Origin of the sequence: Pseudomonas sp. 2FE (genome assembly GCF_005503735.1) — a bacterium.
GTDB lineage: Bacteria > Pseudomonadota > Gammaproteobacteria > Pseudomonadales > Pseudomonadaceae > Aquipseudomonas.
Map to the genome: position 1 here is coordinate 209638 of NZ_SCMO01000003.1, position 17116 is coordinate 226753.

The 17116-nt window shown below is 62.9% G+C and carries 16 protein-coding genes and 1 other RNA gene; 9 read left to right on the forward strand and 8 right to left on the reverse strand.

The features are described from left to right. Positions 1-4 precede the first annotated feature (4 nt). A complete protein-coding gene (pepP, locus tag FFS12_RS08280) occupies positions 5-1348 on the reverse strand; it encodes a Xaa-Pro aminopeptidase (RefSeq protein WP_137886412.1) in 1344 nt (447 codons plus the stop codon). Positions 1349-1396: 48 nt separating this feature from the next. Further along, positions 1397-1951 carry a YecA family protein gene (locus FFS12_RS08285; protein ID WP_137886413.1) on the reverse strand — a complete coding sequence of 185 codons (555 nt, stop codon included), beginning with the start codon at positions 1949-1951 and terminating at the stop codon, positions 1397-1399. A gap of 156 nt (positions 1952-2107) precedes the next feature. Between FFS12_RS08285 and FFS12_RS08290 the strand changes: the two genes are divergently transcribed. From FFS12_RS08290 to FFS12_RS08320, 6 genes are all read left to right on the forward strand, one after another. Continuing rightward, the gene (locus FFS12_RS08290) at positions 2108-2314 is read left to right on the forward strand and encodes a TIGR02449 family protein (protein WP_137886414.1); all 207 of its coding nucleotides are present in this window, start codon (positions 2108-2110) and stop codon (positions 2312-2314) included. Further along, complete coding sequence (locus tag FFS12_RS08295) at positions 2314-2625, forward strand: cell division protein ZapA (RefSeq protein WP_137886415.1); 312 nt, start codon at positions 2314-2316, stop codon at positions 2623-2625. The genes FFS12_RS08290 and FFS12_RS08295 overlap by 1 nt, the downstream gene beginning before the upstream one ends. Before the next feature lie 33 nt (positions 2626-2658). Continuing rightward, positions 2659-2837: non-coding RNA, 6S RNA (gene ssrS / locus FFS12_RS08305), on the forward strand. A gap of 94 nt (positions 2838-2931) precedes the next feature. Beyond that, a complete protein-coding gene (locus FFS12_RS08310; protein WP_137886416.1) occupies positions 2932-3588 on the forward strand; it encodes a 5-formyltetrahydrofolate cyclo-ligase in 657 nt (218 codons plus the stop codon). Positions 3589-3934: 346 nt separating this feature from the next. After that, positions 3935-4384 carry an EVE domain-containing protein gene (locus tag FFS12_RS08315; protein ID WP_137886417.1) on the forward strand — a complete coding sequence of 150 codons (450 nt, stop codon included), beginning with the start codon at positions 3935-3937 and terminating at the stop codon, positions 4382-4384. Positions 4385-4632: 248 nt separating this feature from the next. Then, positions 4633-5610 (forward strand): NADPH:quinone oxidoreductase family protein, encoded by a 978-nt coding sequence (locus tag FFS12_RS08320; protein ID WP_137886418.1) that lies wholly within the window; start codon positions 4633-4635, stop codon positions 5608-5610. 59 nt (positions 5611-5669) lie between these two features. On the opposite strand, the gene FFS12_RS08325 is transcribed toward FFS12_RS08320, so the two are convergent. From FFS12_RS08325 to trxA, 4 genes are all read right to left on the reverse strand, one after another. Next, a complete protein-coding gene (locus FFS12_RS08325; RefSeq protein WP_137886419.1) occupies positions 5670-6638 on the reverse strand; it encodes a CDP-6-deoxy-delta-3,4-glucoseen reductase in 969 nt (322 codons plus the stop codon). Then, complete coding sequence (gene ubiD / locus FFS12_RS08330; RefSeq protein ID WP_137886420.1) at positions 6638-8104, reverse strand: 4-hydroxy-3-polyprenylbenzoate decarboxylase; 1467 nt, start codon at positions 8102-8104, stop codon at positions 6638-6640. The genes FFS12_RS08325 and ubiD overlap by 1 nt, the downstream gene beginning before the upstream one ends. A gap of 142 nt (positions 8105-8246) precedes the next feature. Then, positions 8247-9506, reverse strand: a complete 1260-nt coding sequence (gene rho, locus FFS12_RS08335; RefSeq protein WP_137886421.1) for a transcription termination factor Rho — start codon at positions 9504-9506, stop codon at positions 8247-8249. A 264-nt stretch (positions 9507-9770) separates the two neighbouring features. After that, entirely contained in the window at positions 9771-10097 is a 327-nt protein-coding gene (gene trxA / locus FFS12_RS08340; protein WP_119953307.1) for a thioredoxin TrxA, read from the reverse strand. A gap of 420 nt (positions 10098-10517) precedes the next feature. Between trxA and ppx the strand changes: the two genes are divergently transcribed. Continuing rightward, complete coding sequence (gene ppx / locus FFS12_RS08345; protein WP_137886422.1) at positions 10518-12020, forward strand: exopolyphosphatase; 1503 nt, start codon at positions 10518-10520, stop codon at positions 12018-12020. Here the strand turns inward: ppx and ppk1 are convergent. Both ppk1 and hemB read right to left on the reverse strand, forming a co-directional pair. Continuing rightward, entirely contained in the window at positions 12007-14229 is a 2223-nt protein-coding gene (ppk1, locus tag FFS12_RS08350) for a polyphosphate kinase 1 (protein ID WP_137886423.1), read from the reverse strand. The two genes, ppx and ppk1, sit on opposite strands and share 14 nt — an antisense overlap. A gap of 17 nt (positions 14230-14246) precedes the next feature. Beyond that, positions 14247-15260 carry a porphobilinogen synthase gene (gene hemB, locus FFS12_RS08355; RefSeq protein WP_137886424.1) on the reverse strand — a complete coding sequence of 338 codons (1014 nt, stop codon included), beginning with the start codon at positions 15258-15260 and terminating at the stop codon, positions 14247-14249. A 207-nt stretch (positions 15261-15467) separates the two neighbouring features. Between hemB and FFS12_RS08360 the strand changes: the two genes are divergently transcribed. Then, positions 15468-16022, forward strand: coding sequence for a DedA family protein (locus FFS12_RS08360; protein ID WP_137886425.1), 555 nt, complete (start codon positions 15468-15470; stop codon positions 16020-16022). 369 nt (positions 16023-16391) lie between these two features. Then, positions 16392-17057, forward strand: coding sequence for an isoprenoid biosynthesis glyoxalase ElbB (gene elbB, locus FFS12_RS08365; RefSeq protein ID WP_137886426.1), 666 nt, complete (start codon positions 16392-16394; stop codon positions 17055-17057). Positions 17058-17116: the final 59 nt, after the last annotated feature.

Genomic DNA, 17116 nt, shown 5'->3' on the forward strand with positions numbered 1-17116 from the left:
CGGCTCAAGCCGCCTGGATTCGTGCGGCAGCCATCAAGGCCTCGATCTCGGCAACCGTCTTCGGCGCGTGGCTGGTCAGAATCTCGCAGCCAGTCTTGGTCACCACCACATCGTCTTCGATCCGCACGCCGATGCCGCGCCACTTCTTCGCCACGTGCTGATTGTCCACGGCGATGTAGATGCCCGGCTCGACGGTCAGCGCCATGCCCACCTCCAGCACGCGCCACTCGCCGCCGACCTTGTAGTCGCCGACGTCATGCACGTCCATGCCCAACCAGTGCCCGGCGCGGTGCATGTAGAAGGCCTTGTAGGCTTCGCTGGCGATCAGCTCGCTGACCTCGCCTTCCAGCAGACCCAGCTCGACCAGCCCGGCGGTGATCACCTGCACTGTGGCTTCGTGGGCTTCGTTCCAGTGCTTGCCGGGGGCGATCACGGCGAACGCCGCTTCCTGGGCTTTCAGCACCAGCTCGTAGATGGCCTTCTGTTCCGTGGAAAACTTGCCGCTGACCGGAAAGGTGCGGGTGATATCGCTGGCGTAGCAGTCGATCTCGCAACCGGCGTCGATCAGTACCAGCTCGCCGTCCTTGAGCGGCGCATCGTTCTCGCGGTAATGCAGGATGCAGGCATTGCGCCCGGTGGCGACTATCGAGCCATAGGCCGGCATCTTCGCCCCGCCCTTGCGAAACTCATAGTCCAGCTCGGCTTCCAGGTGATATTCGCTCAAACCGGCGCGGCTGGCCTGCATCGCGCGGATATGCGCGCGGGAAGAAATCTGCGCGGCTTCGCGCATCACCTTCACTTCATTGGCCGACTTGTACAGGCGCATGTCGTGCAGCAGGTGGTCGAGGGCGACGAACTCGTTGGGCGGCTGCGCACCCTGGCGGGCCTTCGAGCGGATCACGTTGATCCACTCCATCAGGTGCCGATCGAACTCCTGATTGGTGCCCATGGCGTAATAGACCCGTGAACGACCTTCGATCAGGCCCGGGAGGATGTCGTCGATATCGCCGATGGGGAACGCATCGTCGGCGCCGAAGGTGCCGATCGCACCATCCTGACCGGCACGCAGGCCATCCCAGAGTTCGCGCTCGGGGTCACGCTCGCGACAGAACAGCAGGTACTCGCCATGTTCGCGCCCCGGAATCAGTGCGATCACCGCTTCCGGCTCGGGGAAGCCGCTGAGGTACTGGAAGTCACTGTCCTGACGGTAGACGTGCTCGACGTCGCGGTTGCGGATATACACCGGCGCCGCCGGCAGAATGGCGATGCTGTTGGGTTCCATCTGCGCCATCTGCGCCATCAGCGCCTTGCGCCGACGGGCGTATTCCGACTTAGGGATGCTGATCATGGGCAGACTTGACCTACTTAGATAACGGCTGAATAACGGCTGAAAAAATCAGTGCAGGGACGGCTTAGCTGCCGGCGCAGGCGCTTTCGCGCACTCGGTAAACAGCAGCAAGGGCGCGACTCGCAGGTATTCCATGACTTCCATATAGTCGCTTTCGCCGTCCTCGGACTCTTCCAGTGCGCTCTGCACCTGGGCAATCGCCGCCAGATCCTGCAGCACTTCGACCGCTTCGCCGCTCAACGCCGCATCACGTGCGGTCAGACCGAAGCCGCCGAGGAAGCCCTGGCACCATTGGCCAAGCGCCACGGCGCGTTCAGCCAGCGGCGCCTCATCCGACGGCAGCAGCAACACCACGGCCATGTCGTCGCCGGTCAGCTCGCCCTTGACCAGCTCCTGCAGGCCGATCAGCGCCTGCCGCACATTGTCCTGCGGCGCGCCGCCGAGCAGTTCGGCGGCATCCACCAGCCAGGGATCGATCTCGAAGCCGGCACCGGCACAACTACGGCCCAGCAACAGGCCATGCAGTTCGGCGGGCGAGACGGGTTGGCCACTGCTGGCGAGCAGGGCGGCGAAAGCGCTATACGGGGAATTTTGAGTGGGCATCGGCAACTAGGCGCCAGAGGGCGCAATGACTAGAATGAAGGCCTCGTATCCTAGCACCGGCAGGCGCGCCAAGACCATCAAGGCCGCCGACAGGTTTGCCCTTTCACCGAACTGATCCTATATAGTTCTGGTTATTCAACGCCCTAGTGAGAGCCCATGGAAGACGCCGATCTGCACGCGCTTACCACCAAGCTGGAGCTGCTAATCCAGCGCGTCGAGCAGCTTAAAGCCGACAACCGCGTCTTACGTGCGCATGAACAGGCCTGGCGCGAGGAACGCGCCCATCTGATTGAAAAGAACGAAATGGCCCGGCACAAGGTCGAATCGATGATTTCGCGCCTGAGAGCCCTGGAGCAGGACTAATGACCTCGAATACCGTTACCGTGCACATCCTCGATAAAGACTACTGCATCGCCTGCCCGACGGATGAGCGCGCCAATCTGGAAAGCGCCGCGCGCTATCTGGATGGCAAGATGCGCGAGATCCGCAGCGGCGGCAAAGTCATAGGTGCCGACCGAGTCGCCGTGATGGCGGCACTGAACATCACCCACGATCTGCTGCACAAACAACAGCGCCTGGATCAGGACGCCAGTTCGACCCGCGAGCATGTGCGCGACCTGCTGGAGCGCGTCGATCACGCCCTGGCCACCGATCCGGATGCCGGCCATAGCTGATTGCAGTGCGGCGGATTGGGGTATACTGGCCCCCGCTCCCTGGAGTGTGCGCCAGTTGGTGATGTCCCTGAGCCGATACGCACAAACCCGGGGGTTGCAAGTTGGAGCCGGTGTGCATGTCCGCCTGACGGAAAGCCTTAACGCTCCCTGCAACCTCCACCTTGAACTTTCGGGTTCAAGGGCCAAGCCGACAGCGGCACGTCGGGGGGTCTTATTTCTACCGTCATTGCCAGCCATCAAGGGTGGCAGTGGTGCTATCGACTGTACTCAGCGACAGTCGCTAGCGACTGAGGTTGTCGCCCTTCGATGATGACTTCAGCCGCACTTTCCCGCCCGCAACTTCGCCGCTTGCTGCGCACAGCCCGCCGCGCGCTTAGCCCGCACGAGCAGCGCCAGGCCGCCCAGCGCCTGTATCGGCAACTCGCACAAGATCCACGCTTTCGCCGCGCCCGGCATATCGCGCTGTATCTGCCGACCGACGGTGAGATTGACCCACGCCTGTTGCTGCGCGCCGCCCAGCGCCGCGGCAAGGCCACCTACTTACCGGTCTTGAGCGCCTGGCCGCGCACCAAGATGGTGTTCCAACGCATCCGCCCACACGAGCGCCTGATGCCTAACCGCTTCCGCATTCAGGAACCGCGCGCCAACCGCAAGCAGCAGCGCAAAGTCTGGGCCTTGGACTTGGTCTTGTTACCACTGGTGGGTTTCGATAGCGCCGGCGGCCGCCTCGGCATGGGCGGCGGTTTCTATGACCGCAGCCTGGCGTACCTGAGCCTGCGCAAAAATTGGCACAAACCGACCTTGCTGGGGCTGGCGCATGAATGTCAGAAGGTCGATCGACTGACGCTGGCCAGCTGGGATGTGCCGCTGCACGCGACGGTCACGGATCGGGCGTGGTACCCCGGCGGGGGTTGCGGCACCGCGATCCCTGCGGTGCCCACTGGTGCCTTCAATCCGCGTTAAGGTTGTTGCGACAGATTGACTGGAGCATCGCTTTGACGCTCCCACAAGCTCTGGGTGTACCCCGTAGTTACCACACCCAGGCCGAACAGAATGACCAATACCCACAATAGATCTGGTTTACGTTTCATCGATTGCCTCCCCCTTCAAGGCAAACCTCGCACGATGACCGGCGGCGGTTGTTGTTGTTATTAGGCCGTACGGCGGCGTCACTTAAAACCGCGACATTCTCCAGCAAGGTGGAGGCTCGCGCAATTTCTGAGGCCAACCGGCTGTCGTCTGCCTGTACGATAGCGAACCCGCTAGACTGACCGACAGCCAACAGCAAAGTTCATACCGAGCAAAGTTCATGCCTCATTGGTTAATGAAGTCCGAGCCCGAAGAGTTATCCATCCACGCCCTACAACGCCTCGGCCGTGCACGCTGGGACGGCGTGCGCAACTATCAGGCGCGCAACTTTCTGCGCAGCATGGCCGTCGGCGACCTGTTCTTCTTTTATCACTCGAGCTGCCCCGAGCCGGGCATCGCCGGAATCGGCCGGATTATCGCCGCGGCTTACCCCGATCCGACCGCGCTCGACCCGCACAGCCCTTACTACGACGCCAAAGCCAGTGCCGAGAAAAACCCCTGGAGCGCCCTCGACGTGGAGTTCGTCGAAGCCTTCCCGCGAGTGCTCTCACTGGCGCGACTGAAGACCGCGGCAACGCTGGCCGAACTACCCTTGGTACAGAAAGGCAGCCGCCTCTCGGTGATGCCCGTCGGCGCTAACGAATGGGCGGCAGTCTGCGCCCTGCGTTGAGCAACACGGGCCATGGGATGCGAGCAGCAACCTTGCACGACACTCAGCGGCCATCCGCACGCTCCGCTTGGCCGGCCCGACTAGCCGTTGCGATCCGATAGGTTGGTCATCCCGCCCAGGCATAACGATAGCGCGGCGCCGGCCCAAGCCCGACGCTTATACGCCCCTATCAAGCCCGACCATGCTCGTTGACCGGCCGCCCCGTGCACCTACACTGTTTGGCCATAACTCTCTGAGGAATGCCCCCGATGAAAGCCATGTTGTGCAAAGCCTTCGGCCCAGCCGAAACGCTGGTACTGGAAGAAGTCGCCAGCCCCGAAGCGAAGAAGAACGAAATCCTCCTCGAGGTGCATGCCGCCGGAGTCAACTTCCCGGACACCCTGATCATCGAGGGCAAATACCAGTTCAAGCCGCCATTCCCGTTCTCCCCGGGCGGCGAAGCAGCGGGCATAGTCGCGGCGGTCGGTGAGAAAGTCAGCCACGTCAAACCCGGTGATCGAGTGATGGCGCTGACCGGCTGGGGCAGCTTTGCCGAGCAGGTCGCCGTACCCGGCTACAACGTCATGCCGATCCCGGCCAGCATGGACTTCGCCGTCGCGGCTGCCTTCGGCATGACCTATGGCACCTCGATGCACGCGCTCAAGCAACGCGCCAACCTGCAAGCGGGCGAGACCCTGTTGGTGCTCGGCGCCTCCGGCGGCGTCGGCCTGGCCGCGGTGGAAATCGGCAAGGCCATGGGCGCCAAAGTCATCGCCGCCGCCAGCAGCGCGGAGAAACTGGCGGTCGCCAAGGCCGCCGGCGCCGACGAGTTGATCAACTACAGCGAAGTCAGCCTGAAAGACAAGGTCAAAGAACTGACCGGCGGCCAAGGCGTGGACGTGATCTACGACCCGGTCGGCGGTGACCTGTTCGACCAGGCCATTCGCGCCATCGCCTGGAACGGCCGCCTGCTGGTGGTCGGTTTCGCCAGCGGGCGCATCCCAGAATTGCCGGTCAACCTGACGTTGCTCAAAGGCGCAGCGGTGGTCGGCGTATTCTGGGGCGCCTTCGCTCAGCGCCAACCGCAGGACAATGCCGCCAACTTCCAGCAGTTGTTCCAATGGCACGCGGAAGGCAAGATCAAACCACTGATCTCGCAAAGCTTCCCGCTGACCCAGGCCGCCGACGCGATCAACGCGCTGGGGCAGCGCAAGGCGGTGGGTAAAGTCGTGGTGCAGGTGCGTTAAGCACCGCCCACGCCAACGCAAAGGCCGCCCTCGGGCGGCCTTTGCGTGTCCGGATTCGTTCAATCGCGCGGCGCGTAAGCGAACACATCCGCCCGCATCTGGCGGGCATCCATCCCGGCCGCCACCAGGGCATCCAGCGTTGCGTAGACCATCGCCGGCGAGCCGCTGACATAGACATGCAGCGGCTTGAGATCGCTGAAGTCTTCGCGCACCGCCTCATGCAAAAGACCGCAGCGACCTTCCCAAGCGCAGACGTCACTGACGACTTTATGCAGGTGCAGATTGGGCTGCCGTTGCCAGTCCGCCCACTGCGGCAGTTGGTAGAAATCTTCGGGGCGCCGCGCACCCCAGTACAGATGCACCGGATGCTTGAAACCCGTCGCGCGGCAATGCTCGATCAGGCTGTGCATCTGCGCCATGCCGGTACCGGCGGCGATCAGGATCAGCGGCCCGTCCGGCAACTCATCCAGGTGCGCATCGCCGAACGGTAGCTGCACCTGAACCATGGGCTTGCTGCGCAGCTGTTCGAGCAGGGTCAAAGCGCTCGTCTCGCGCCCGAGAATATGCAGTTCCAGATCACGACCCTGGTAAGGCGCCGAGGCCAGGGAGAAAGCCGCCTGCTCGCCATCCTCGCGCTGCAACAGCAGGTACTGCCCGGCGTGGTAGCGCGGTGGCTTGCCCGCTGGCGCGCGCAGGATCACGCGCCAGACATCGCCGCCCACCTCCACGCACTCACTGACCTGACAGCTGAGGGTGCGCAGCGGCAACTCGCCCGGCGCCAGCACCCCATCCCAATGCAGCACGCAGTCCTCCAGCGGCTCGGCCAGACAGGTGAACAACTCGCCGTGGTCGCGTGCATCGCCATTTTGGCGCACTCGGCCCTCGACCAACAGCGCCGCGCAGATATGACAGTTGCCATTGCGGCAGCTCTGCGGGCAGTCGTAGCCGAGCCGGCGTACGGCGTCGAGAATCCGCTCGCCGGGGAGCATCTCGAGCACCGCACCTGAGGGTTGCAGGGTGACTTTCATCAATCTATTCCAAGATCCTTCCACAGCTCATCGACCCGGCGCTTAACCGCCTCGTCCTGCACTATCACCCGACCCCATTCCCGCGTGGTCTCACCCGGCCACTTGTGGGTGGCATCCAGGCCCATCTTCGAACCGAGGCCGGAGACTGGCGAGGCGAAATCCAGGTAGTCGATCGGTGTGTTGTCGATCAATACCGTGTCGCGCGCGGGGTCCATGCGTGTGGTGATGGCCCAGATCACGTCGTTCCAGTCGCGCGCATTGACATCGTCGTCGGTGACGATAACGAACTTGGTGTACATGAACTGGCGCAGAAACGACCAGACCCCGAGCATGACGCGCTTGGCGTGGCCCGGGTACTGCTTTTTCATGGTCACCACCGCCATGCGGTAGGAACAGCCTTCCGGCGGCAGGTAGAAGTCGGTGATCTCCGGGAACTGCTTCTGCAGGATCGGCACGAACACTTCGTTCAACGCCACCCCGAGAATCGCCGGCTCATCCGGCGGACGCCCGGTGTAGGTGCTGTGGTAGATCGGCTTCTGCCGGCGGGTGATGCGCTCGACGGTGAACACCGGGAAACGGTCGACCTCGTTGTAGTAGCCGGTGTGGTCGCCGTAGGGCCCTTCATCGGCCATCTCGCCGGGATGTATCGAGCCCTCGAGGACGATCTCGGCACTGGCCGGCACCTGCAACTCACTGCCACGGCACTTGATCAGCTCGGTGCGGTTACCGCGCAGCAGGCCGGCGAAGGCATACTCGGAGAGGCTGTCCGGCACCGGGGTGACCGCGCCGAGAATGGTCGCCGGGTCGGCGCCCAGCGCCACGGCCACCGGAAACGGCTGCCCCGGATGCTTGTCGCACCATTCCTTGAAGTCCAGCGCGCCGCCACGATGACTGAGCCAACGCATGATCACCTTATTGCGGCCGATCACCTGCTGGCGATAGATGCCGAGGTTCTGCCGCTCCTTGTTCGGCCCCTTGGTAATGGTCAGGCCCCAGGTGATCAGCGGGCCAACGTCACCCGGCCAGCAGGTCTGCACCGGCAGCTTGCCGAGGTCGACCTCCTCACCCTCTTCGATCACTTCCTGACAGGGCGCATCCTTGAGCACCTTGGGCGCCATGGCGATGATCTTCTTGAAGATCGGCAGCTTCGACCAGGCATCCTTCAAGCCCTTGGGCGGCTCGGGCTCTTTCAGAAAGGCCAGCAGCTTACCGATCTCACGCAGCTCGCTGACCGCCTCGGCCCCCATGCCCAGGGCCACACGCCCAGGCGTGCCGAACAGGTTGCCGAGCACCGGCATGTCGAAGCCGGTCGGGCTCTCGAACAGCAGTGCCGGGCCCGCACGCCGCAGGGTGCGGTCGCAGATTTCGGTCATTTCCAGGACGGGCGAAACCGGGGTGCTGATACGCTTCAGCTCGCCGCGCTGTTCCAGGCCACGGATAAAGTCGCGCAGGTCGCGATACTGCATGCTTGAGCCTCATAGCGGCGTGCGAGTCGGGCGCAAAGTTTAGCGCCGAACCCGGTCACTCAGAAGGGCGTATCTGCTCGCGGAGTAGATACGCAGGTAGCAAAAAGCCGGGTTGCCCCGGCTTTCGCAAGACTTCCAGCGCTTACTTGCGCCTCATCGACTGGAAGAATTCATCGTTGGTCTTGGTCGCCTTCAGGCGATCGAGGAGGAACTCGATGGCGGCGATCTCGTCCATCGGGTGCAGCAGCTTGCGCAGAATCCACATGCGCTGCAGCTCGTCCTCGGCAGTCAGCAACTCTTCGCGGCGGGTGCCGGAGCGGTTGATGTTGATGGCCGGGAACACCCGCTTCTCGGCGATGCGACGATCCAGAGGCAGCTCCATGTTGCCGGTGCCCTTGAACTCTTCGTAGATCACTTCGTCCATCTTCGAGCCGGTTTCCACCAGCGCGGTAGCGATGATGGTCAGCGAACCGCCTTCCTCGATGTTGCGCGCGGCGCCGAAGAAACGCTTGGGCTTCTCCAGGGCGTGGGCGTCGACACCACCGGTAAGCACCTTGCCGGAGCTTGGGATCACGGTGTTGTAGGCACGCGCCAGACGGGTGATGGAGTCGAGCAGAATCACCACGTCCTTCTTGTGCTCGACCAGGCGCTTGGCCTTCTCGATCACCATCTCGGCGACCTGCACGTGGCGGGTCGGCGGTTCGTCGAAGGTCGAGGCGACCACTTCGCCGCGCACGGTGCGCTGCATCTCGGTCACTTCTTCCGGGCGCTCGTCGATCAGCAGAACGATCAGGTGGCACTCGGGGTTGTTGCGGGTGATGTTGGCCGCGATGTTTTGCAGCATGATGGTCTTGCCGGCTTTCGGCGGTGATACGATCAGGCCACGCTGGCCCTTGCCGATCGGGGCACAGAGGTCGATGACCCGGGCGGTCAGATCCTCGGTGGAACCATTACCGGCTTCCATGACCAGGCGCTTGGTGGGGAACAGCGGCGTCAGGTTCTCGAACAGGATCTTGTTCTTGGCGTTCTCGGGACGGTCATAGTTGATCGTGTCGACCTTGAGCAACGCGAAATAGCGCTCGCCTTCTTTCGGCGGGCGAATCTTGCCGACAATGGTGTCGCCGGTGCGCAGGTTGAAGCGGCGGATCTGACTCGGCGAGACGTAGATGTCGTCCGGGCCGGCCAGGTACGAAGCGTCCGCGGAGCGGAGGAAGCCGAAGCCGTCCTGGAGAATCTCCAGCACGCCATCACCGGAAATTTCCTCGCCGCTTTTCGCGTGCTTTTTCAACAGGGAGAAAATCACATCCTGCTTGCGCGAACGGGCCATATTTTCTAGGCCCATCTGTTCGGCCATTTCTAGCAGTTCGGTAATCGGCTTTTGCTTGAGTTCAGTCAGATTCATATAGGAATGACGTAGTCGTGAAGGAGGGGAAATAAGCGTTTAGCTTAAGAGGCCGCGCCGCGGAGAAGGCGACAGGATCGCCTGCTTGTTTATCGAAAGTATTCGAGTAGGAGTGCGTCGGCGACGGCTTGCAGAGGGCAACGGAGGAACCGTTGCGAGGCCGAATGTACCACCGGCTTAGCGGAGCGTCTAGTCTCGCACCATGAAAAAAGCCCCGCAGTGTGCGGGGCTCTTTAACCAAGACTCAAATTCTCTGACAGCAGCTTAGATATTGCTGTCGAGGAAGGCGGCCAGTTGCGATTTGGACAGAGCACCGACCTTGGTGGCCTCGACGTTGCCGTTCTTGAACAGCATCAGGGTCGGGATGCCACGCACGCCGTACTTCGGCGGGGTGTCTTGGTTTTCATCGATATTCAGCTTGCAGACTTTCAATTTGCCTTGGTAGGTCTGGGCGATTTCGTCCAGTACCGGGGCAATCATTTTGCACGGGCCGCACCACTCAGCCCAGTAATCGACCAGCACCGGGCCATCAGCCTGGAGCACGTCCTGATCAAAGCTGGCGTCGCTGACGTGGGTGATGAATTCGCTCATGGAAACTCTCCGTGGTCGGAAGCATAAAAAGTGGCCGCCATCATAGCCCGGCTTTGCAGTGACCGAAAGCCGCGGCCGATTGAGCTTTGCTATAGCGTGCCAGGCAAAAGCTGATCGATCCATTAGTTACGAGGCAATTGTTGCCAGGCCACTTAGCGGCTGGCGCCACCCGCGCCTTGAGCGCAGCAAGACGCCGGTCACACAGCACCCGGCATAATTTAAAACCTGGATAAGAATGCTCGCCAGCAGCCGCTTCAGCAAGCCACGCCGGCCCGACAGTAGCGCGTATAACGAAATAATCATTAACCCAGTCATAGGCCACCAGCCATCATCAGCCGACTGCCGCGTACCATGCTCCGCGTTGGCGTGGCCGCCCTATCGTGGCAGGATGACGCGCTCAAGCATCGAGACTCTTAGACCATGCCGCTAACGCCTGCCAAGCACTTCTCCATGATCGCCGCCATCGACCTCGGCTCGAACAGCTTCCATATCGTGCTAGCCAAAGTCGATCACGGTGAAATCCGTATTCTTGAGCGGCTCGGTGAAAAGGTTCAGCTGGCGGCCGGGATCGATGAGCAGCGCCAGCTCACCGAAGAGTCGATGCAGCGCGGCCTCGATTGCCTGCGCCGCTTTGCCCAACTGATCAACGGCTTGCCGCCGGGCGCCGTGCGGGTCGTCGGCACCAACGCCCTGCGCGAGGCGCGTAACCGCACGGCGTTTATCCGCCGCGCGGAAGAAATCCTCGGCCACCCGGTGGAAGTCATCTCCGGCCGCGAAGAGGCCCGCCTGATTTACCTGGGCGTCTCGCATACCCTCGCCGACACCCCCGGCAAACGCTTGGTGGCGGATATCGGCGGCGGCAGTACCGAGTTCATCATCGGCCAGCGCTTCGAACCGCTGCTGCGGGAAAGCCTGCAGATGGGCTGCGTGAGTTACACCCAACGCTATTTCCGCGACGGCAAGATCACCCCGGCGCGCTATGCCCAGGCCTATACCGCAGCACGCCTGGAGCTAATGGGGATCGAGCACGGCCTGCACCGCCTCAGTTGGCAGGAGTCGGTGGGCGCCTCGGGCACCATCCGCGCCGTCGGCCTGGTGATCAAAGCCGGTGGCCATGGCAGCGGCGAAGTGAATGCCGAAGGCCTCGCCTGGCTGAAGCGCAAGGTGCTCAAGCTCGGCGAGGTGGACAAGCTGGAGATGGACGGCATCAAACCGGATCGCCGGGCCATCTTCCCGGCCGGCCTGGCGATTCTCGAAGCCATCTTCGATGCCCTGGATCTGCAGCGCATGCAGCACTCCGAAGGCGCGCTGCGCGAAGGTGTGCTCTATGACCTGCTCGGCCGCCATCACCACGAGGACGTCCGCGAACGCACCCTCAGCGCGCTGATGGAGCGCTACCACGCCGATCTGGAGCAGGCTTTGCGGGTCGAAGTCAAAGCGCTGCAAGCGCTGGAGGACGTGGCCGAGGCCTGGGAGCTGGACGACGACTGGCACCGTGAGCTGCTGAGCTGGGCGAGCAAGGTGCATGAGATCGGCCTGGACATCGCCCACTATCAATATCACAAGCACGGCGCCTACCTGATCGAACACTCGGACCTGGCCGGCTTCTCCCGTGAAGATCAGCTAATGCTGGCGCTGCTGGTGCGTGGCCACCGGCGCAACATCCCCAAGGACAGGTTCGCCGAGTTCGGCGATGAAGGCGTCAAGCTGATGCGCTTATGCGTACTGCTGCGCTTCGCCATCCTCTTCCACCACATCCGTGGCACTCAAGAAATGCCGCAGGTGCAGTTACAGGTCGGAGAGCAGAGCCTGGATGTGCTGTTCCCCGAGGGCTGGCTGGCCGCCAACCCCTTGACTCAGGCTGACTTCGAGCAGGAGGCCGAATGGCTGAAGCGCATCGGCCTCAGCCTTAGCGTACGCTGAGCGGCAGGTTAGTCAGCCGCTCCAGCAGCCCCGCCTGCGCATTGCGCGGGTTCTGATTGCCGGTTGGGCTCACCCGCAGGTAGCGCCCGTCGGGCTGCAGCACCCAGCTCTGGGTGTTGTCGCTGAGGTAGGACTCCAGCTCCTTCTTCACCCGCAGGATCAGCTTCCTACCTTCCACCGGGAAACAGGTCTCGACCCGCTTATCCAGGTTGCGTTCCATCCAGTCGGCACTGGAGAGGTAAATCCTCTCGTCGCCGTCATTCAGGAAGTAGAAGACCCGCGTGTGCTCGAGGAAGCGCCCGATGATCGAGCGCACATGAATGTTGTGCGACACCCCCGCAATGCCCGGACGCAGGCAGCACATGCCGCGCACCACCAAGTCGATCCGCACCCCGGACTGGCTGGCCTTGTACAGCGCCCGGATGACCTTCGGGTCGGTCAAGGAGTTGAACTTGGCCATGATGTGCGCGGACTTGCCCTCGCCGGCCAACTGCGTTTCCCGCGCGATCATGTCGAGCAAGGCTTTCTTCAGGGTGAAGGGCGCGTGCAGCAGCTTCTTCATCCGCAGCGTCTTGCCCATGCCGATCAACTGGCTGAACAGCTTGGAGACATCCTCGCAGAGCGCATCATCCGAGGTGATCAGGCTGTAGTCGGTGTACAGGCGGGCGTTACCGGCGTGATAGTTGCCGGTGCCGAGGTGGGCGTAACGGACGATCTCGCCGCTCTCGCGCCGCAGGATCAGCATCATCTTGGCGTGGGTCTTGAAGCCGACCACCCCGTAGATCACCACCGCCCCCGCCGCTTGCAGACGGCTGGCCAGCTGTAGGTTGGACTCTTCGTCAAAGCGCGCCCGCAACTCGATCACCGCGGTGACTTCCTTGCCGTTGCGCGCCGCGTCCACCAGGGCGTCGACGATCTCGGAGTTGGCGCCGCTACGGTACAGCGTCTGTTTGACCGCCAGCACCTGCGGATCTTTAGCCGCCTGGCGGAGCAAGTCGACCACCGGGGTGAAGGACTCGAAGGGGTGCAGCAGGAGGATGTCCTGCTTGCTGACCACGTTGAACAGGTTGTCGCTGTTTTGCAGCAGCTTGGGGATCGCCGGGGTAAACGGCGTGTATTGCAGCTCCGGGTGACTAGCCAAACCGGTGATGCTGAACAACCGCGTCAGGTTGACCGGACCGTTGACCCGATACAACTCGCTCTCGCTCAGGGTGAACTGTTTGAGCAGGTAATCGGACAGGTGCTTCGGACAGGTGTCGGCCACTTCCAAGCGCACCGCATCCCCATAGCGGCGCGAGAACAGCTCGCCGCGTAGGGCGCGCGCCAGGTCTTCGACATCCTCGGTATCCACCGACAGGTCGGCGTTGCGGGTCAGACGGAACTGGTAGCAACCCTTGACCTTCATGCCCTGGAACAGGTCGTCGGCATGCGCGTGAATCATCGAGGACAAGAACACGTGGTTATCGCCGGCCCCACCGACCTCCTCGGGCACCTTGATCACCCGCGGCAGCAGGCGTGGCGCTGGGATGATCGCCAGACCGGAGTCGCGCCCGAAGGCATCCACCCCTTCCAGTTCGACGATAAAGTTCAGGCTCTTATTCACCAGCAGCGGGAACGGGTGGGTGGGGTCGAGGCCGATCGGGGTGATGATCGGCGCGATCTCATCGCGGAAATAGCGGCGTACCCAGGCCTTGAGCTTGGCCGTCCAATGCCGGCGGCGGATGAAGTTGATGTGGTGCTTGGCCAGCTCGGGAAACAGCACGTCGTTCAGAATGGCGTACTGGCGGCCGACCTGCTCATGCACCAGCTCGCTGATCCGCGCCAGCACCTGGTGCGGCTGCAGGCCGTCGGCACCGGCCTGCTCACGGGCGAAGGTGATCTGTTTCTTCAGGCCGGCGACGCGAATTTCGAAGAACTCATCCAGGTTGCTGGAGAAGATCAGCAGAAACTTCAACCGCTCCAACAACGGATAGGACTCATCCAGCGCCTGTTCCAGCACGCGGATATTGAATTTCAGCTGCGACAGCTCGCGGTGGATGTACAGGCTGCTGTCATCCAGGCTCGGCACGCTGATCGGTGCTGGCGCAGGGATCGGCTCCGGCAGCGCCTCCACCGGCGGCGGGACTAGCGCCACCGGCGCCACTACGGTCGGCGCCACTACAGGCAGCGCTTCAAGCAATTCAGTACTGCTGAGTCCTTGGGTATTCATCGCGTCTTCCCTGGGGCTTACTGCCCCCGTTTTAACAGTTCTGCCGCACGGACGGCGAAATAGCTGAGGATGCCATCGGCGCCGGCACGTTTGCAGGCGGTGAGGGATTCCAGAATCACCGCCTCACTCAGCCAGCCGTTCTCGATCGCCGCCATATGCATGGCGTACTCACCGCTCACCTGATAGACAAAGGTCGGCACGCGAAATTCCTCTTTGACCCGCCAGAGGATGTCCAAGTAGGGCATGCCCGGCTTGACCATGACCATGTCCGCGCCTTCGGCCAGATCGGCGGCGACTTCGTGCAAGGCCTCGTTGCCATTGGCCGGGTCCATTTGGTAGGTGGCCTTGTTGCCCTTGCCGAGGTTGGCGGCCGAGCCCACCGCATCGCGGAACGGGCCGTAGTAGGCGCTGGCGTACTTGGCCGAGTAGGCCATGATCCGCACGTTGCTGTGGTCGGCCAGCTCCAGCGCTTCGCGAATGGCCTGAATGCGCCCATCCATCATGTCCGACGGCGCAACCACCTGCGCACCCGCCGCGGCATGCGAGAGGGCCTGCCGGACCAGCGCATCGACGGTGATGTCGTTCTGCACATAGCCCTGCTCGTCGAGGATGCCGTCCTGGCCATGGGTGGTGAACGGGTCGAGCGCCACGTCGCTGATCACCCCCAGCTCCGGGAACCGCTCACGCAACGCGCGGATGGCGCGCTGGGCAATGCCCTCCGGGTTCCAGGCCTCGCTGCCATCCAGGGACTTCTTCTCCAGCGGCGTCACCGGGAACAGCGCCAGCGCCGGAATGCCCAAGGCGACCCAGGCCTGCGCCTCTTGCAGCAGCAGGTCAATCGACAGGCGTTCGACGCCGGGCATCGAGGGTATGGCCTCGCGGCGGTTGTCGCCGTCCAGCACGAAGACCGGCAGGATCAAATCGTCGACCGTCAGGACAGTTTCCCGCACCAGGCGCCGGGAAAAATCGTCACGGCGGTTACGCCGTAGGCGGGTAGCAGGAAACAGACGATTGGCAGGGGTAAAGCTCACGGCAGACTCCAGGGCCCGCGCAGACGGGCGAGTGTGACAGTTATAGGCCGCTATTATGACCAAAGAATGACGACCCGGGCGCCGCTGCGACGGCACGCCGCAGCTATTCTCGGCGCCCGGGGGAATCACGTCGAGAGCCATCGCCAAGCTTTCCCCTGACGCCCAAGCGAGTTAGGCTGCGCGTTCATTTCGCCTCGCAAACTGACGATGCTCCAACAATTCCTGCAGGACTTCGGCTACTTCGCCCTATTTCTCGGCACCTTTTTCGAAGGCGAAACCATCCTGGTTCTCGCCGGCTTTCTCGCGTTCCGCGGTTATATGGACATCAACGCGGTGGTCGCCACGGCCTTTTTCGGTAGCTATGCCGGTGACCAGCTCTGGTACTACCTCGGCCGTAAACACGGGCGCAAACTGCTCGCCCGCAAGCCGCGCTTGCAACTGATGGGGGTCAAGGCGCTGAGCTACGTTCAGCGCCATCCGGATATCTGGGTGCTGAGCTTTCGCTTCGTCTACGGCCTGCGCACCGTGATGCCGGTCGCCATCGGCCTGTCCGGCTACCCGCCATTGCGCTATCTGCTGCTGAACGGCATCGGTGCGGCGGTCTGGGCTGCCGCGCTGGGCTACGCGGCCTTCCACTTCGGCGCGGTGCTGGAGGGGATGCTCGGAAATATCAAACGCTACGAGCTGTGGGTGCTCGGCGGCTTGCTCCTGCTCGGTGCAACCCTCTGGCTGCGCCGGCGTTTGAAGACGCCGAAGCTCTGATCAGGCCGGGTTGCCGGCCCCGCGCCAGCGCTCGGCGAGCAGTTCCAGCGCGATCAGCAGGAAGAAAAAGGCCACGGCGTAAAGGGCGTAATTCCTGGCTCACCCATATCGTTATGCCTGGCCGAAGGCTAGGATTGTGGCAGTGGACCAAGCCCCGCGTTCCTCTGCGGGCGTGGCGTGACAACCTCAGCGGCATTTGACGACTGCCTGCGCCAGGGTGCAGGCAGTGCAATACGGCAACGCCGATCAGCTATTCGCCCCCAGCAGCGGTCTAACTATTTACCCATCTCGGCTAGCCAGGGATGCCCGACCAGGAACTTCCGGCGTGAGGTTCTTGGCCACCAGCCCATCGAGTGACGAGGCGTCGCCATGCACAAAAAAGTTGCTGTAATCCTCTCCGGCTGCGGTGTCTATGACGGCGCCGAAGTCTACGAGAGCGTGATCACCCTGTTACGCCTCGACCAACGTGGTGCCCAGGTGCAGTGCTTCGCACCGAACATCGCCCAGCACCAGGTGATCAACCACCTCAGCGGCGAGGAGATGCCCGAATCACGCAACGTGCTGGTGGAAGCCGCGCGAATTGTCCGCGGCCAGATCAAGGACGTGCGCGAAGCCAAGGTCGAAGATTTCGATGCGTTGATCCTGCCCGGCGGCTTCGGCGCGGCGAAGAACCTCTCCGACTTCGCCAGCCAGGGCGCCCACTGCAGTGTGCAGCCAGACGTGCTGGCGCTGGCCAAAGCGTTCGCCGCCGCGCAAAAACCAGTGGGGCTGATCTGCATCGCCCCGGCACTGGCGGCGAAAATCTATGGCCCCGGTGTGACCTGCACCATCGGCAACGATGTCGACACCGCCGCGGCGCTGAGCGCGATGGGCGCGCAACATGAAGCGTGCACGGTCGGCGAGATCATCGAAGACCCCCAGCACAAACTGGTGAGTACCCCGGCCTATATGCTCGCGCAATCGATCAGCGAGGCCGCCTCCGGTATCAACAAGCTGGTCGACCGCGTGCTCGAACTAACCGTCCCCCAGAGCTGAACTCAGGGTGGGCCGCACCGCGGTGTAACCCAGCAGCGGTGCCGAGAGGCGCCGCCACC

Bases quoted from the DNA above. Each gene is read 5' to 3' on its own strand.
- pepP (WP_137886412.1), bottom strand. From the start codon at position 1,348: ATGATCAGCATCCCTAAGTCGGAATACGCCCGTCGGCGCAAGGCGCTG.
- FFS12_RS08285 (WP_137886413.1), bottom strand. From the start codon at position 1,951: ATGCCCACTCAAAATTCCCCGTATAGCGCTTTCGCCGCCCTGCTCGCC.
- FFS12_RS08290 (WP_137886414.1), top strand. From the start codon at position 2,108: ATGGAAGACGCCGATCTGCACGCGCTTACCACCAAGCTGGAGCTGCTA.
- FFS12_RS08295 (WP_137886415.1), top strand. From the start codon at position 2,314: ATGACCTCGAATACCGTTACCGTGCACATCCTCGATAAAGACTACTGC.
- FFS12_RS08310 (WP_137886416.1), top strand. From the start codon at position 2,932: ATGATGACTTCAGCCGCACTTTCCCGCCCGCAACTTCGCCGCTTGCTG.
- FFS12_RS08315 (WP_137886417.1), top strand. From the start codon at position 3,935: ATGCCTCATTGGTTAATGAAGTCCGAGCCCGAAGAGTTATCCATCCAC.
- FFS12_RS08320 (WP_137886418.1), top strand. From the start codon at position 4,633: ATGAAAGCCATGTTGTGCAAAGCCTTCGGCCCAGCCGAAACGCTGGTA.
- FFS12_RS08325 (WP_137886419.1), bottom strand. From the start codon at position 6,638: ATGAAAGTCACCCTGCAACCCTCAGGTGCGGTGCTCGAGATGCTCCCC.
- ubiD (WP_137886420.1), bottom strand. From the start codon at position 8,104: ATGCAGTATCGCGACCTGCGCGACTTTATCCGTGGCCTGGAACAGCGC.
- rho (WP_137886421.1), bottom strand. From the start codon at position 9,506: ATGAATCTGACTGAACTCAAGCAAAAGCCGATTACCGAACTGCTAGAA.
- trxA (WP_119953307.1), bottom strand. From the start codon at position 10,097: ATGAGCGAATTCATCACCCACGTCAGCGACGCCAGCTTTGATCAGGAC.
- ppx (WP_137886422.1), top strand. From the start codon at position 10,518: ATGCCGCTAACGCCTGCCAAGCACTTCTCCATGATCGCCGCCATCGAC.
- ppk1 (WP_137886423.1), bottom strand. From the start codon at position 14,229: ATGAATACCCAAGGACTCAGCAGTACTGAATTGCTTGAAGCGCTGCCT.
- FFS12_RS08360 (WP_137886425.1), top strand. From the start codon at position 15,468: ATGCTCCAACAATTCCTGCAGGACTTCGGCTACTTCGCCCTATTTCTC.
- elbB (WP_137886426.1), top strand. From the start codon at position 16,392: ATGCACAAAAAAGTTGCTGTAATCCTCTCCGGCTGCGGTGTCTATGAC.